The sequence below is a fragment of the Enterobacter mori LMG 25706 genome (assembly GCF_000211415.1).
GTDB classification, from domain to species: domain Bacteria; phylum Pseudomonadota; class Gammaproteobacteria; order Enterobacterales; family Enterobacteriaceae; genus Enterobacter; species Enterobacter mori.
Window position 1 is genome coordinate 608220 of the sequence record NZ_GL890780.1, and the last position, 14617, is coordinate 622836.

16 protein-coding genes are annotated in these 14617 nt (G+C 55.2%); 13 read left to right on the plus strand and 3 right to left on the minus strand.

Features of this window, described 5'->3' with window-relative positions; translation table 11 throughout:
• Positions 1-201: 201 nt before the first annotated feature.
• Positions 202-1443 carry a serine/threonine transporter SstT gene (gene sstT, locus ENTMO_RS0121085; protein ID WP_010435872.1) on the plus strand — a complete coding sequence of 414 codons (1242 nt, stop codon included), beginning with the start codon at positions 202-204 and terminating at the stop codon, positions 1441-1443.
• Between the two features lie 95 nt (positions 1444-1538).
• Here sstT and ENTMO_RS0121090 read toward each other — a convergent pair whose 3' ends face one another.
• Positions 1539-3026 carry a UxaA family hydrolase gene (locus ENTMO_RS0121090; RefSeq protein WP_010435874.1) on the minus strand — a complete coding sequence of 496 codons (1488 nt, stop codon included), beginning with the start codon at positions 3024-3026 and terminating at the stop codon, positions 1539-1541.
• 17 nt (positions 3027-3043) lie between these two features.
• Positions 3044-4456: a glucuronate isomerase gene (uxaC, locus tag ENTMO_RS0121095; protein ID WP_010435877.1), complete on the minus strand. Its 1413-nt coding sequence runs from the start codon at positions 4454-4456 to the stop codon at positions 3044-3046.
• A gap of 475 nt (positions 4457-4931) precedes the next feature.
• Here uxaC and ENTMO_RS0121100 point away from each other — a divergent pair, with 475 nt between their 5' ends.
• From ENTMO_RS0121100 to ENTMO_RS0121150, 11 genes are all read left to right on the plus strand, one after another.
• Complete coding sequence (locus tag ENTMO_RS0121100; protein WP_010435879.1) at positions 4932-6230, plus strand: MFS transporter; 1299 nt, start codon at positions 4932-4934, stop codon at positions 6228-6230.
• Between the two features lie 197 nt (positions 6231-6427).
• Positions 6428-7204 (plus strand): transcriptional regulator ExuR, encoded by a 777-nt coding sequence (gene exuR / locus ENTMO_RS0121105; RefSeq protein WP_010435883.1) that lies wholly within the window; start codon positions 6428-6430, stop codon positions 7202-7204.
• 344 nt (positions 7205-7548) lie between these two features.
• Positions 7549-8211: a DedA family general envelope maintenance protein YqjA gene (gene yqjA, locus ENTMO_RS0121110; protein WP_010435886.1), complete on the plus strand. Its 663-nt coding sequence runs from the start codon at positions 7549-7551 to the stop codon at positions 8209-8211.
• Between the two features lie 2 nt (positions 8212-8213).
• Positions 8214-8597, plus strand: coding sequence for an EnvZ/OmpR regulon moderator MzrA (gene mzrA / locus ENTMO_RS0121115; RefSeq protein ID WP_010435888.1), 384 nt, complete (start codon positions 8214-8216; stop codon positions 8595-8597).
• 143 nt (positions 8598-8740) lie between these two features.
• Positions 8741-9109 carry a DUF1090 domain-containing protein gene (locus ENTMO_RS0121120; RefSeq protein WP_010435889.1) on the plus strand — a complete coding sequence of 123 codons (369 nt, stop codon included), beginning with the start codon at positions 8741-8743 and terminating at the stop codon, positions 9107-9109.
• 29 nt (positions 9110-9138) lie between these two features.
• Entirely contained in the window at positions 9139-9444 is a 306-nt protein-coding gene (locus ENTMO_RS0121125; protein ID WP_010435890.1) for an ElaB/YgaM/YqjD family protein, read from the plus strand.
• A 2-nt stretch (positions 9445-9446) separates the two neighbouring features.
• On the plus strand, positions 9447-9845 hold the full coding sequence (locus tag ENTMO_RS0121130) for a phage holin family protein (protein WP_010435891.1): 399 nt from the start codon (positions 9447-9449) through the stop codon (positions 9843-9845).
• Positions 9842-10138: a YqjK-like family protein gene (locus tag ENTMO_RS0121135; RefSeq protein ID WP_010435892.1), complete on the plus strand. Its 297-nt coding sequence runs from the start codon at positions 9842-9844 to the stop codon at positions 10136-10138. Before ENTMO_RS0121130 ends, ENTMO_RS0121135 begins: the two co-directional genes overlap by 4 nt.
• A 677-nt stretch (positions 10139-10815) precedes the next feature.
• Positions 10816-11208, plus strand: coding sequence for a DoxX family protein (locus ENTMO_RS0121140; RefSeq protein ID WP_010435893.1), 393 nt, complete (start codon positions 10816-10818; stop codon positions 11206-11208).
• 72 nt (positions 11209-11280) lie between these two features.
• On the plus strand, positions 11281-12267 hold the full coding sequence (locus ENTMO_RS0121145; protein ID WP_010435894.1) for a glutathione S-transferase family protein: 987 nt from the start codon (positions 11281-11283) through the stop codon (positions 12265-12267).
• A 231-nt stretch (positions 12268-12498) separates the two neighbouring features.
• Positions 12499-12864, plus strand: coding sequence for a DUF805 domain-containing protein (locus tag ENTMO_RS0121150; protein ID WP_010435895.1), 366 nt, complete (start codon positions 12499-12501; stop codon positions 12862-12864).
• A gap of 41 nt (positions 12865-12905) precedes the next feature.
• On the opposite strand, the gene yhaJ is transcribed toward ENTMO_RS0121150, so the two are convergent.
• Positions 12906-13808, minus strand: a complete 903-nt coding sequence (gene yhaJ / locus ENTMO_RS0121155) for a DNA-binding transcriptional regulator YhaJ (RefSeq protein ID WP_003862655.1) — start codon at positions 13806-13808, stop codon at positions 12906-12908.
• Positions 13809-13912: 104 nt separating this feature from the next.
• Between yhaJ and ENTMO_RS0121160 the strand changes: the two genes are divergently transcribed.
• The gene (locus tag ENTMO_RS0121160) at positions 13913-14614 is read left to right on the plus strand and encodes a pirin family protein (RefSeq protein WP_010435898.1); all 702 of its coding nucleotides are present in this window, start codon (positions 13913-13915) and stop codon (positions 14612-14614) included.
• Positions 14615-14617: the final 3 nt, after the last annotated feature.

A 14617-nucleotide genomic window follows, 5' to 3' on the forward strand; every position in this document is an offset into this window, starting at 1 on the left:
CCGGGTAAGCGCAGCGCCACCCGGCATTTTCGTTAAGCAATAGTTAAAAAACATGACGTACCACGTAAAATCCAGCATTTTACGCTTCCCTCCTTTCGCGCATTCCCTATACTCGACCAGGCAAACATTTACTTACATCCGGACATAAATGTGACTTAGAGCACATTCGGAATGGAACGCAATTTCACTCAGGAATAATGTATGAGCACACAATCAACGGGGCTTTTTGCGCGCCTGGCGCAGGGGAGCCTGGTTAAACAAATTCTGGTAGGACTGGTACTCGGGATCCTGCTGGCGCTGGTGTCAAAACCTGCTGCTATCGCCACCGGCCTGCTGGGAACGCTGTTTGTTGGTGCACTGAAGGCCGTCGCACCGGTACTGGTTCTGATGCTGGTGATGGCGTCAATCGCTAACCACCAGCACGGACAAAAAACCAACATTCGCCCTATTCTGTTCCTGTATCTGCTGGGAACTTTCTCTGCGGCCTTAACGGCCGTCGTGTTTAGCTTCCTGTTCCCGTCCACGCTGCACCTGACCAGCGCGGCCGGTGATATCACTCCGCCGTCCGGCATTGTCGAAGTGCTTCGCGGCCTGCTGATGAGCATGGTCACTAACCCGATTGATGCCCTGCTGAATGCAAACTATATTGGCATCCTGGTCTGGGCGATTGGCCTGGGCTTCGCGCTGCGTCACGGCAACGAGACCACGAAAAACCTGGTTAACGACGTGTCGAACGCCGTGACCTTTATGGTAAAAATTGTTATTCGTTTTGCGCCAATCGGGATTTTCGGTCTGGTCTCCTCCACGCTGGCAACCACAGGGTTTGAAACCCTGTGGGGATACGCACAGCTTCTGATCGTGCTGATTGGCTGTATGCTGTTGGTCGCGCTGGTCATTAACCCACTGCTGGTGTTCTGGCAGATCCGCCGCAACCCGTATCCGCTGGTGCTGACCTGCCTGCGCGAGAGCGGCGTGTACGCCTTCTTCACCCGCAGTTCGGCGGCGAACATTCCGGTCAACATGGCGCTTGCAGAGAAGCTGAACCTGGACCGCGACACGTATTCCGTGTCGATCCCACTGGGTGCAACCGTGAACATGGCGGGCGCAGCAATCACTATTACCGTGCTGACCCTTGCGGCGGTGCATACGCTGGGTATTCCGGTGGATCTGCCGACCGCACTGCTGCTGAGCGTGGTGGCGTCGCTGTGTGCCTGTGGCGCATCGGGCGTGGCGGGCGGTTCGCTGCTGCTGATCCCGCTGGCGTGTAATATGTTTGGCATCCCGAACGAGATCGCGATGCAGGTTGTGGCCGTCGGCTTTATCATCGGCGTGCTGCAGGACTCCTGCGAAACCGCGCTGAACTCCTCTACCGACGTGCTGTTTACCGCAGCGGCCTGTCAGGCGGAAGACGCGCGTTTAGCGAAGAATGCCCTGCGAGGTTAACAGCAAAACGGCAACCTTGAGGTTGCCGTTTTTTAGTGTTTGTCCCCTCTCCCCGTGGGAGAGGGCCAGGGTGAGGGCACCAGCCCGCCCCCTGCTTACAGCGTCACACCACTCTTAAAAATCGCCAGCTCGCGGAAGTCATTCTTCTCGTTACAGGTCTGCTTACCGTTCGCAAATTCCACAATAGTGTCCACAAACTCCGTCAGCAGCTGCGGCATCGCTTTGCCGTGGATCAACTGGCCCGCATCAAAGTCGATCCAGTGTTTTTTCTTTGTCGCCAGCTCGCTATTGGTGGCGATTTTCACCGTCGGCACAAACCCGCCGTATGGCGTACCGCGACCGGTACTGAACAGCACCATATGACACCCCGCTCCCGCCCGCGCGCTGGTGGCGACCGCATCGTTGCCCGGTGCGCTGAGCAGGTTCAGCCCGTGCGTTTTCAGGCGCTCGCCGTAGCGCAGCACGTCCACCACCTGGCTCGCGCCCGCTTTCTGTGTGCAGCCGAGAGATCTCTCTTCCAGCGTGGTAATCCCGCCCGCTTTGTTGCCCGGCGACGGGTTCTCATAAATCGGCTGATTATGGGCGATGAAGTACTGTTTGAAGTCGTTCACCATGGTGACGGTTTTCTCAAACGTCTCTTCGTCGCGGCAGTGGCTCATCAGAATACGCTCCGCGCCGAACATTTCCGGCACTTCGGTCAGCACCGTGGTGCCGCCGTTAGCGATGACATAGTCCGAGAAGCGGCCGAGCATCGGGTTGGCGGTAATGCCGGAAAGACCATCAGACCCGCCGCACTCCAGACCAAACTTCAGCTCGCTCAGCTTGCCCGGCTCGCGCTTGTCGTGGCGCATGACCTCATACAACTGGTGAAGCTGCTCCACGCCCGCTTCCACTTCGTCGTCCTGATGCTGGCACACCATAAAATGCACGCGCTCAGGGTCGAATTCCCCCAGCGTATCGCGGAAAGCGTCAACCTGATTGTTCTCGCAGCCAAGGCCAATCACCAGCACCGCGCCTGCATTCGGGTGGCGCACCATATTTTGCAGCATGGTGCGGGTATTGATATGGTCGTCGCCCAGCTGCGAGCAGCCGTAGGTATGGCTGAACAAATGCACGCCGTCAGTACCTTCGGCATCATTGGTCTCTTTCAGGAAACGCGTCTGAATTTGACGCGCAATCCCGTTCACGCAGCCGACGGTCGGGAGGATCCACAGTTCATTGCGGATCCCCACCTCACCGCTGGCGCGACGGTAGATCTGCACGTCACGATCTGCCGCCTGCCCGGCTTCCGCCTTGAAATCAGGTTGATAGCTGTACTCGTCCAGATCGCTCAGATCGGTGCGGGTATTGTGGGAGTGAATATATTCACCCGGTGCAATATCCGCCAGCGCATGACCGATGGGCAAACCGTACTTCACCACGTTCTCCCCTTTCGCAATGGGGATCAGGGCAAACTTGTGTCCACGCCCAATGGCCTGGCGCAACGTGACCGACTGACCGTCGAACGTGACGTTCGTTCCTTCGGTCAAATCCGCCAGCGCGACGGCCACGTTATCCAGAGAATGGATTTTGATGTATTGCATATCAACCTCAGACGGCCTTAGTTCAGTTCAATGGCGAAGTAGTCACGCGCATTGTTAAAGCAGATGTTTTTCACCATTTCGCCCAGCAGCTGGATATCCGCTGGCGCTTCGCCCGCGTGCACCCAGCGGCCAATCATCTGGCACAGAATGCGGCGGAAGTATTCATGGCGGGTATAGGACAGGAAGCTGCGGCTGTCGGTCAGCATGCCGACAAAGCGGCTCAGCAGGCCAAGCTGCGCCAGCTGCGTCATTTGACGCTCCATGCCGTCTTTCTGATCGTTGAACCACCAGCCGGAGCCGAACTGCATCTTGCCCGGCATCCCTTCGCCCTGGAAGTTGCCGACCATGGTACCCAGCACTTCGTTATCGCGCGGGTTCAGGCAGTAGAGGATGGTTTTTGGCAGCAGATTTTGCTCGTTCTGTTTGCTCAGCAGTTTGGACAGCTCTTCCGCCAGCGGACGGTCGTTGATGGAGTCGAAGCCCACATCCGCACCGATCAGTTTGAACTGGCGCTGGTTGTTATTGCGCAGCGCGCCGATATGGTACTGCTGTACCCAGCCGCGACGGGCGTATTCCGCGCCGAGGAACACCAGCACCGCCGTTTTGAACTGGGCAATTTCATGCTCGCTCAGCGTTTCGCCGGAGAGACGACGCGCCAGGATGCTGTCCAGCTCGGCTTCGTTTGATTCGGCAAACAGCACCACGTCCAGCGCGTGGTCAGAGACTTTACAGCCGTGCGCCGCAAAGTGATCCAGGCGTTTGGTCAGCGCGGTTTGCAGGTCAGTAAAACGACGAATATCGGTATCGGACACTTCCGCCAGCTTCGCCATATAGTCAGTGAAGGTGGCCTGCTCAATGTTGAAGGCTTTATCCGGGCGCCAGCTTGGCAACACTTTAATGTCGAAAGAGGTGTCTTTCGCAACGACGGCGTGGTGCTCGAGCGAATCGACAGGATCGTCGGTGGTGCCGACCATCTTCACGTTCATCTGCTTCATGATGCCGCGTGCGGAGAACTGTTCCTGCGACAGCAGCGCGTTGCATTGATCCCAGATTTCATCCGCAGTAGCGGGAGAAAGGAGTTTACCGGTGATGCCAAACGGACGACGCAGTTCAAGATGCGTCCAGTGGTATAGCGGGTTGCCGATGGTATGCGGAACGGTGGCCGCCCAGGCGTCAAACTTCTCGCGATCGGTGGCATCGCCGGTGCACAGGCGCTCAGCGACGCCGTTGGTGCGCATCGCGCGCCATTTATAGTGGTCACCCTTCAGCCAGATATCATACAGGTTTTTGAATCGGTAATTTTCGGCAACCTGCTGCGGCGGTAAATGGCAGTGGTAGTCGAAAATTGGCTGGTCCTTTGCGTAGTCGTGGTACAGGCGGCGAGCAAATTCAGTATCTAACAGAAAATCGTCGGTCATAAACGGCGTCATTATCGTCTTCCTCATTACGGGAGCGTCAGAAAGCGTATGTTCATATGCTGCAAAGTTATCACACCAATTTCCACCCGCTGAAGTTTTTTTCGTGAGTCAGATCAATAAACGTCGACAAAAAAATTACCCCAAATGGAGTAAACCCTCTCACAAGCCGCGCCAATACTGGCTTTGCTCGCACCGCGGAATATCCCTACAAAGATTCACACATTTGTGATGTCACTCACCTTTTAAAGTTGTATGACAAGTTATCGTTTCGCCGTCGCAAACACTACGCCGACGGAATGCATTGCTGGTGTCAAGAACATCAGATTTAACGGTACGGAAACCGACTTATGCACGATGACTTATGGCAAGGTTCGGGCCGTTCCGGGACATCTCCCGGTTATGCCCCTCCCGTTACTGAACAACTCCCGGCAACGGTTGAGTTGTTACCGTGTTCTGGCACGGAAATAACATAACGATGAGGTTTTACATGCGTAAAATTAAAGGGTTACGTTGGTATATGATTGCACTGGTGACGCTCGGCACCGTGCTGGGCTACCTGACGCGTAACACAGTGGCAGCAGCGGCTCCAACGTTGATGGAAGAGTTGCACATTACCACGCAGCAATACTCCTACATCATTGCGGCTTATTCCGCGGCTTATACCATCATGCAGCCTGTTGCAGGCTATGTTCTGGATATTCTGGGTACCAAAATCGGCTATGCCTTCTTCGCCGTAGCATGGGCGATTTTCTGCGGTGCAACCGCACTGGCAGGCAGCTGGGGCGGCCTGGCGCTGGCGCGTGGTGCAGTCGGTGCGGCTGAAGCCGCCATGATCCCGGCGGGCCTGAAGGCAAGCTCCGAATGGTTCCCGGCAAAAGAGCGTTCCATCGCTGTAGGTTACTTTAACGTCGGCTCGTCTATCGGCGCGATGATTGCGCCGCCGCTGGTGGTCTGGGCTATCGTGATGCACAGCTGGCAGATGGCGTTCATTATCTCTGGCGTACTGAGCTTTGCATGGGCAATGGCGTGGCTGGTGTTCTATAAACACCCGCGCGACCAGAAAAAACTCTCTGAAGAAGAACGTGAATACATCATTGGTGGTCAGGAATCTCAGCATCAGACCAACAACGGCAAAAAAATGAGCGTCTGGCAGATCCTGGGCACCCGTCAGTTCTGGGGTATCGCCCTGCCGCGCTTCCTGGCAGAACCGGCCTGGGGTACCTTCAACGCCTGGATCCCGCTGTTCATGTTTAAAGTGTACGGCTTTAACCTAAAAGAGATCGCGATGTTCGCCTGGATGCCAATGCTGTTCGCAGACCTGGGCTGTATCGTAGGCGGCTACCTGCCACCGCTGTTCCAGCGCTGGTTTGGGGTGAACCTGATTGTCTCCCGTAAAATGGTCGTCACCATGGGCGCCCTGCTGATGATCGGCCCTGGCATGATCGGCCTGTTCACCAGCCCATATGTGGCTATCGCCCTGCTGTGTATTGGTGGCTTTGCGCACCAGTCTCTGTCCGGCGCGCTGATTACGCTCTCGTCTGACGTCTTCGGTCGTAACGAAGTGGCAACGGCCAACGGCCTGACCGGTATGGCGGCATGGACCGCTAGCACCATGTTTGCGCTGGTGGTCGGTGCCCTGGCAGATACCATTGGCTTTAGCCCGCTGTTCGCGGTGCTGGCTATCTTCGACCTGATGGGGGCGGTGGTTATCTGGACGGTGCTGAAAAGCAAATCGGCAGAGGAGCTGGCAAAAGAGTCCCTTGGGAAACCCGCTACGCAGAGTTAGCATCGCTGTGCCGGGTGGCGGCTTCGCCTGACCCGGCCTACAAAACCCAATAAAATCGTAGGCCGGGTAAGCGCAGCGCCACCCGGCAAAATCCTCTCAAAAGCCGCCTCCGGGCGGCTTTTTTCATGGCGAAATCTGGAGACTGGCTCGCAAAAGTGGTATAACAAATCATCCGCCGTACCCTGCCTGGAGCGCATATGGAAATCACCGAACCACGTCGTTTATATCAACAACTTGCTGCCGAGCTGAAAGATCGCATCGAGCAAGGCGTCTATCTTGTCGGTGATAAACTTCCCGCTGAGCGCTTTATTGCGGATGAAAAGAGCGTGAGCCGTACGGTCGTACGCGAAGCCATCATCATGCTGGAAGTGGAAGGCTATGTTGAGGTACGCAAAGGTTCCGGCATTCATGTTATCTCCAACCAGGCAAAACACTCCCCGGCACCGGACGAAAATCTGGAATTTGCCAGCTACGGTCCGTTTGAGCTGCTCCAGGCTCGCCAGCTGATCGAGAGTAATATTGCCGAATTCGCCGCTACGCAGGTCACCAAGCAGGACATCATGAAGCTGATGGAGATCCAGGAAAACGCGCGTAAAGAAAAATGTTTCCGCGATTCAGAATGGGATCTTCAATTCCACGTCCAGGTGGCGCTGGCCACGCAGAATACGGCGCTGGCCGCAATCGTGGAAAAAATGTGGACTCAGCGCGTTCATAACCCGTACTGGAAGAAACTGCACGATCATATCGATTCGCGCACCGTGGATAACTGGTGCGACGATCACGATCAAATCCTTAAAGCGCTGATTCGCAAAGATCCGCATGCGGCAAAACTGGCGATGTGGCAGCATCTGGAAAACACCAAACTGATGTTGTTCAACGAGACCAGCGACGACTTCGAATTTAACGCTGACCGCTATCTTTTTGCCGATAATCCCGTGGTTCATCTCGATACCGCATCCAGTCAGGCAAAATAGTCTCCCTTTCTGCTGGCAGGCGCTTCGCTGCGCCTGATGGCTAACAGGGGTAAGCAAAACATATATAGTGTCAGCCTTTGTAAAATCCCTCGCTCCCTTCCAGGCCTTACGCCAAAATCACTTCACCCCTGCAAATTCTGTGACGCAGAACCTCGGGCTTTGTTACAATTGGATTCACTTCGTTATTTTGTAAGTTAGTGCTTGCTAACCAGCCAATTAACAGGGAACAGTGTTGGCCACACACCAATGTGTCCGCGAGCGACCATAATGAAATCACAACAATGTCGCCGTGCTGTTTTTCCCGGATTACAGGCGTGACGTTAACCGATTTCCAGGAACACTGAATGGAACTTTTGACCCAACTACTGAATGCCCTGTGGGCTCAGGATTTCGAAACGCTGGCCAACCCTTCCATGATTGGCATGCTTTATTTTGTCCTGTTTATGATTCTGTTCCTTGAGAACGGACTGCTTCCTGCTGCTTTTTTACCGGGCGACAGTCTGCTGGTGCTGGTAGGTGTACTCTGTGCGAAAGGGGCGATGGCCTTCCCGCAAACCGTATTACTGTTAACCATTGCGGCCAGCCTGGGCTGCTGGGTGAGCTACATTCAGGGGCGATGGCTGGGCAACACGCGGATTGTACAAAACTGGCTTTCGCATCTTCCGGCGCATTACCACCAGCGCGCGCACCATCTTTTCCATAAGCACGGGCTTTCGGCGCTGCTGATGGGCCGTTTTATCGCTTTTGTCCGTACTCTGCTTCCCACCATCGCCGGGCTGTCCGGTCTGAGCAGTACCCGCTTCCAGTTCTTTAACTGGATGAGCGGCCTGTTATGGGTACTGATCCTCACCACGTTGGGCTACGCGCTGGGCAAAACCCCGGTCTTCATGAAGTATGAAGATCAGTTGATGTCCTGCCTGATGCTGTTACCGGTGGTCCTGCTGGTCTTTGGCCTGGTGGGCTCGCTGGTTGTCCTGTGGAAAAAGAAATACGGCGCCAGGGGTTAACCATGGTTATCTCCCCGCTCGCCCTGCGTCGCGTCTCTTACGCCATGATCGCGCTGATGATGTTCAGTGTCCTGATCCTGGCATGGGCTGCGCTGCAGCATCAGGAATCGACGCTGGCAATACGTCCGGTGAATCAGGGCGCCAGCGTGCCGGATGGTTTTTCCATCTGGCATCATCTGGACGCCAACGGGATCCGCTTTAAAAGCATTACGCCGCAAGACGACGTGCTGCTGATAAAATTTGACTCCAGCGCGCAGAGTGCAGCGGCAAAAGCCGTGCTCGACAGAACGCTGCCGCAGGGTTATATCATTGCGCAGCAGGAAGACGACAGCCATGTTGCCTCCTGGATGTCGCTGCTACGCGATACGTCGCATCGGTTTGGTTAATTACCAGGATTCCGAATCTTTTCACTTACTTTGGTGATTACGCCGTTTACTTACTATGCTTAAGTACGCGGAGCACCCCTCAGATGTTCTCCGCACAGTTCTGGATCACGGCTCACGCCGTAACACAATGGAAGGTTTCGATAATGAAATTCCGCATTACCCTGGCTCTGGCCCTTTTGTCTTTAAGCACAGCTTCATACGCCACCTCTCTCTGTCAGGAGAAAGAACAGGATATTCAGCGCGAGATCGGTTATGCCGAAAAGCATAATAATCAGCACCGCGTTGATGGCCTGAAGAAAGCGTTAAGCGAAGTGAAAGCCAACTGTTCCGACAGCAAGCTGCGTGCCGATCACCAGAAAAAAATCGCTGAACAGAAGGACGAGATAGCCGAGCGCCGTCAAGACCTGCAGGAAGCGAAAGAGAAAGGGGATGCGGAAAAAATTGCCAAGCGCGAGAAGAAGTTGAAAGAAGCGCAGGACGACCTGAAAGCGCTGGAAGCTCGCGATTATTGAGTTAACGGAAATCTCAACAGGAGAGAATCATGTCAAAAGATACTACGTCAGAAAATCTGCGCGCTGAACTGAAATCACTGGCGGACACCCTGGAAGAGGTACTTAGCTCTTCTGCTGATAAGTCGAAAGAAGAGGTCAGCAAACTTCGCAGCAAAGCGGAGCAGGCGCTGAAAGAGAGCCGTTATCGCCTCGGTGAAACCGGCGATGCGTTAGCTAAACAGACCCGTGAAGCCGCCGCGCGCGCTGACGAATATGTTCGCGACAATCCGTGGACGGGTGTGGGTATTGGCGCTGCCGTTGGTGTAGTGCTGGGTGTCCTGCTGACGCGTCGTTGATTATGGAAGATCCTCGTCACGCACAAGGGCCTGCTAATAACGTCCTCGGTATCGGCCAGCGTATATTAACCACGCTGGTCGGCATTGCCGAAACGCGCGTCCGGCTGGCAGTGGTTGAACTGGAAGAGGAGAAAGCCAATCTCTTCCAGATGCTGCTCATGCTCGGGCTCACCATGCTCTTCGCCGCGTTCGGTCTGATGAGCCTGATGGTATTAATCATCTGGGCTATCGACCCGCAGTATCGTCTTAACGCGATGATCGCCACCACGGTGGTGTTACTGGTTGCGGCATTGATTGGCGGCATCTGGACAATGCGTAAAGCACGCAGGTCCACCTTCCTGCGCCACACGCGCCAGGAGCTGGCTAACGATCGTTCGCTGCTGGAGGATGACAAGCCGTGAGCGATAAAGCCGAACGTCAAAAGCGAAAAGCGTATCTGCTAAGCCAGATCCAACAGCAACGGTTGGATCTGTCCGCCGGTCGTCGCGACTGGATCGAGGCAACACGTCCGTTTGACCGGGGCTGGAACACCTTCCTGAGCCTGCGTTCCTGGGCGCTGGTGGGCAGCAGCGTGATGGCTATCTGGACTGTTCGTCATCCTAATATGCTGATCCGCTGGGCACGTCGCGGCTTTGGTGCCTGGAGCGCCTGGCGTCTGGTGAAAGCAACGTTGCGGCAGCAGCAGCTGCGGTGATAAAAGCAAAACGGTAACTCAGGTTACCGTTTTTTGTTTTTGCGCCCTCTCCCTGTGGGCTGAGGAATCCCCAGTAATTTTTTTACCGGAAGCGATGAATGTTGTTTCAGGATAATTAATGACTTACAGCGCCGCCCTGGTCCGGCTGTAAATCGCTGAGGCGTTTGCCTTCCGGCCGGGGCGAGGCGCATGGATGCGCCGAGAGGGCGGGCCTTACAGGGATGTTACCTCCGCCCGTCCCCGACAAGCCGGAAGGAATTAGCCGAAGGTACCGCGCAGCGGCGATTTACCGCCGGGAGCCCGGGTTGCCAGGGTGGTGGCGATTGAGCCACCCTGGCACGTTCACAGGTTATGACGTTACAAAGTAGCAAGGAACGTAAAGTGAACGGAATGACCACCAGAGCTGTATGTTCCCCCTCACCCCAGCCCTCTCCCTCAAGGGAGAGGGAGTCGTCTTTGCCGGCATTATTTGTGGGGATCCCTCAACCCTGTGGGTGAGGGCACCAGAGCGCTTGCCCTCTTACTCAATATCTTTGATAAAGATTGACAGTTTTCCTTGCTAACAATTGTCCCCCGCCCCGTTTATTATCCTCTCCATCGACAGCAGAGCCGCGGTATCTACCCGGAATTGCAGACAAATAAAGTTCAGCCGCTTATGTGGTTTCCTGGAGAGTAAAATGAAAAAATTAGAAGATGTTGGTGTACTGGTAGCACGTATTCTGATGCCAATTCTGTTCATCGTGGCAGGTTGGGGAAAAATTACCGGTTACGCGGGTACCCAGCAATATATGGAAGCCATGGGCGTGCCGGGGTTCCTGCTGCCTCTGACCATCCTGCTTGAGTTCGGCGGCGGCCTGGCAGTGCTGTTCGGCTTCCTGACCCGTACCACCGCGCTGTTCACCGCAGGCTTCACCCTGCTGACAGCTTTCCTGTTCCACAGCAACTTTGCGGAAGGCGTGAACTCTCTGATGTTCATGAAAAACCTGACCATCGCGGGTGGCTTCCTGCTGCTGGCCATCACTGGCCCAGGCGCATACAGCATCGACCGCCTTCTGAATAAGAAGTGGTAAGCAAGCTATACTGATTGAACCCAAAGCGAGGAGATATCTCCTCGCTTTTGCTATCTGACGGAGGAGAAAAAAATGGGACAACTCGTAGACGGCGTCTGGCAGGATGTCTGGTATGACACCAAATCCACCGGGGGTCGCTTCAAGCGCTCTGTTTCGGCCTTCCGTAACTGGCTGACCGCCGACGGCGCACCTGGCCCGAGCGGCGAAGGCGGCTTCGCGGCAGAAAAAGACCGTTATCATCTCTATGTTTCTCTCGCCTGCCCGTGGGCACACCGCACGCTGATTGTGCGCAAACTCAAAGGTCTCGAATCTTTAATTCCGGTTTCCGTAGTGAACCCGCTGATGCTGGAAAACGGCTGGACGTTCGACAGTGATTTCCCTGCCGCCACCGGTGACGACCTTTATCACCACGATTTTCTCTACCAGCTTTACCTGCGCGCCGATCCACACTACACCGGACGCGTCACCGTACCGGTATTGTGGGACAAGAAAAACCAAACGATCGTCAGCAACGAATCGGCGGAGATCATCCGCATGTTCAACACCGCGTTTGATGCCCACGGTGCCCGCGCCGGTGATTATTACCCGGTCGAGCTGCGCGATAAAATTGACGAGCTGAACGGCTGGATCTACGACAATGTAAACAACGGCGTCTACAAGGCCGGTTTTGCCACCAGCCAGGAAGCGTATGACGAAGCGGTTGGAAAGGTGTTTGAATCGCTGGAGCGCCTGGAGCAGATCCTCGGCCAACATCGCTACCTGACGGGCGACCAACTGACGGAAGCGGACATCCGCCTGTGGACGACGCTGGTGCGTTTTGATCCGGTGTACGTCACCCACTTTAAGTGTGATAAACACCGCATCAGCGATTATCTGAACCTGTATGGTTTCCTGCGCGATATCTACCAGATGCCGGGTATCGCCGAAACGGTCGACTTCGACCATATTCGCACCCACTATTTCCGCAGCCACAAGACGATTAACCCAACGGGCATCATCTCCATTGGGCCATGGCAGGATCTGGATGAACCTCACGGGCGCGACGTCCGTTTTGGATAAATATTCAGGGCATCAATCAATACCCAAAATAATTCAAGTTGCATGAAGGCGGCGACGCAGCGAATCCCCAGGAGCGTACATTAGTACGTGACTGGGGTGAGCGAGGAAAGCCAACGCCCAGGCAACTTGAAGTATGACGGGTAAATGCCCTTTTTTAATTCACAATCTCCATCTATCCTTACCTCGATCGCTTAGAAAACAAGTGATTGACTGACTAATGAGGCAAGGAAAATGGACTGGTATTTAAACGTACTGCGCAACTACATTGGATTTGGTGGCCGCGCCCGCCGCAAAGAGTACTGGATGTTCGTTCTGGTGAACTTCATCCTCGCCCTGGTGTTGAGTATTGTGGACAAAATTCTGGGCTGGGAGCGTGCCGGGGGAGAAGGCATTCTCACCACGATTTATGGCGTGTTTATTATGCTGCCGTCCTGGGCGGTTCAGTTCCGACGCCTGCACGATACCGATCGTTCAGCCTGGTGGCTCTTGCTGCTGTTGATCCCGATCGTGGGCTGGATTGTGATCCTGGTCTTTAACTGTCAGAACGGCACGCCGGGTGAAAACCGCTTTGGTCCGGATCCGAAAGCTGGCATGTAAATCAGAGCCCGGTGGCGCCTTCGCTTACCGGGCCTACGATTTTATTTATTGTGGTGGGCAAAAAGTTTTGGTATTTCGCGCAGGCACCAGGATTTGGCTTCGCCCATGCTGTCGCGTCGCCACGCCATAATGATATCCACCTCGCTGGTGTATTCCGGGCTGACAACGCGCAGCCGCCCTTCCGCAATGTCCTTTTCAACAAAAGGATAAGGCATCGTCGCCACACCCAGCCCAGCCAGCAATGCCTGACGTTTATCTTCCAGCGACGTGACGGTTAAACGCGGCTGTTTATCCAGCAGCTGTACCGTTAACACCGGACGTTCACGGGCGGTATCCGCTACCGCAACGCCACGATACTTCACGCGCGTAACCTCCGAAAGCGGCTCCGGCTCCTGATGGATCGGGTGATCAGGCGCGGCGACATAAACGTTCATCACGCTATAGAGCTTGCGGGAGTTAATTTCTGACGAAGAACGGAAGTGCATGTCCGGCGCAATAACAATATCCGCCCTGCCCGTTTCCAGACGCTCCCACGCCCCTGCCAGCACCTCGGTTATAATCGACAGCTGCGTATTGGCTTTCGCAGCCAGGCGGTCCACCAGCGGGAACAGCGCTTCAGTCGGCACCAGCGCTTCGGTAACTAACGTCAGATGGGTTTCCCAGCCGCGCGCCAGCGCTTCGGCGTCCGTCGTGAGTTTATCCGCCGCTTCCAGCAGCACACGACCGCGTTCCAGCAGCATGCGGCCAACGTTAGTGAATTTTGTTCGATGGCCGGAGCGGTCAAACAGCACCACGTCCAGCTCTTCCTCCAGCTTCTGCATGGTGTAGCTCAGCGCAGACGGAACGCGCCCCAGTTCATCTGCCGCCGCAGCAAAACTGCCGCGTCGGTCAATCGCGTCCATGACGCGCAGCGCCTCAAGCGTCAATGCTCTCTCTTTAGCCATCTCGTTCTCATTCAGGAAATTTGAACATACCGGGCAGAATATCTGGCTAACAATGCAGCGTCCATACCTTTACCATTGTTTTAGTGTAAAGAGAGGTCAAGTTTATGATTACGACAAGAACAGCTAAACAGTGCGGACAAGCCGATTTCGGTTGGCTGCAGGCCCGCTACACCTTTTCCTTTGGACACTACTTTGACCCTAAACTCCTCGGTTACGCTTCATTGCGCGTGTTGAACCAGGAAGTGCTCGCTCCGGGCGCCTCCTTCCAGCCGCGTACGTATCCGAAAGTCGATATCCTGAACCTGATCCTGGAAGGCGAGGCAGAATACCGCGATAGCGAGGGCAATCATGTCCAGGCAAAGGCTGGCGAAGCGTTGTTAATTTCCACGCAGCCGGGCATCAGCTACAGCGAGCATAACCTCAGCAAAGACAAAACGCTGACCCGCATGCAGTTGTGGCTGGACGCCTGCCCTGAGCGGGAAAATCCGCTGGTGCAGAAGATAGATTTAACGGACGATAAACAGCAGCTGATTGCGTCGCCGGACGGCAGCAAAGGCAGTTTGCAACTGCGTCAGCAGGTGTGGCTGCACCACATCGAACTGAAGAAAGGTGAACAGGCGAGCTTCCAGCTTCACGGTCCACGCGCCTATCTGCAGTCGATTCACGGTACGGTGCATGCGGTGACACACACGGAAGAGAAAGAAGCACTCACCTGCGGTGACGGGGCGTTTATTCGTGATGAAGCGAATATCACCCTGGTGGCGGATACGCCCCTGCGCGCGCTGCTGATTGATTTGCCGGTTTAGAGA